1 protein-coding gene is annotated in these 765 nt (G+C 56.9%); it reads left to right on the forward strand.

What is annotated here, in order from left to right; translation table 11 throughout:
* The first annotated feature begins 50 nt into the window (after positions 1 to 50).
* The gene (locus AC066S_RS38990) at positions 51 to 476 is read left to right on the forward strand and encodes a response regulator transcription factor (protein WP_135167632.1); all 426 of its coding nucleotides are present in this window, start codon (positions 51 to 53) and stop codon (positions 474 to 476) included.
* Positions 477 to 765: the final 289 nt, after the last annotated feature.

A 765-nucleotide genomic window follows, 5' to 3' on the forward strand; every position in this document is an offset into this window, starting at 1 on the left:
ATGATTTTACAATTTCATCAGTCGAGCCCACTTTTCGCGCAAGGTGGCTAATGCTTGCAGCCGCTATTTCCGCTCCAGGAGGGCTCGTCTTGTCCACGCCTTTGATTTCCGTCGTTGACGACGACGCGTCAGTCCGTGCGGCGACAGAGAATCTTTTGAAATCGCGTGGCTACATCGCCCAAATATTTGCGTCGGCCGAGGAACTCCTGAGGTCCCCGCAATTGGACGAGACATCCTGTGTCATTACCGATATGCAGATGTCGCCTATGAGCGGCCTGGAGCTGATGGCAGAGATGCGGACACGGGGTTACGACGCACCATTCATTTTCATTACCGCTTTCCCCAACGACCGCGTGCGCTCGTCAGCGCTGGGTGCCGGAGCGATTGGCTTCCTCGCCAAACCCTTTGCCGGACAAGCGTTAATCGAGTGCCTCGACACCGCGCTGAACGCGTATGACGGCCGAGGCGGCATCTGATGCAATCAACATGCGGCTTGAATTGATGTGCGATCTAAACGCTCCACGCGTCGATCTCGCCACCGATCAACCTCTTCGGAGTCAAACACGCTAGTTGCTCTAAACGGCGAACGAGAGGCGAATTGTTGCCCTGTCCATGCTTTACCGACTCTCACCGGGCGGCTAGTGGCTCTGCACAGTGATTTTGACTGGTTGGATCTGGGGCGGTCAGACTAGCTCCGGCAGGCTTTTGGGATCGACGAGAACCTCGATGCTGCGAGGCGTCGTTGGCTGCCGTCTGATGAGGCCG

This window comes from Bradyrhizobium sp. CFUWI, assembly GCF_056429085.1.

Coding starts and splice junctions, on each gene's coding strand:
- AC066S_RS38990 (WP_135167632.1), top strand. CDS start 51: ATGCTTGCAGCCGCTATTTCCGCTCCAGGAGGGCTCGTCTTGTCCACG.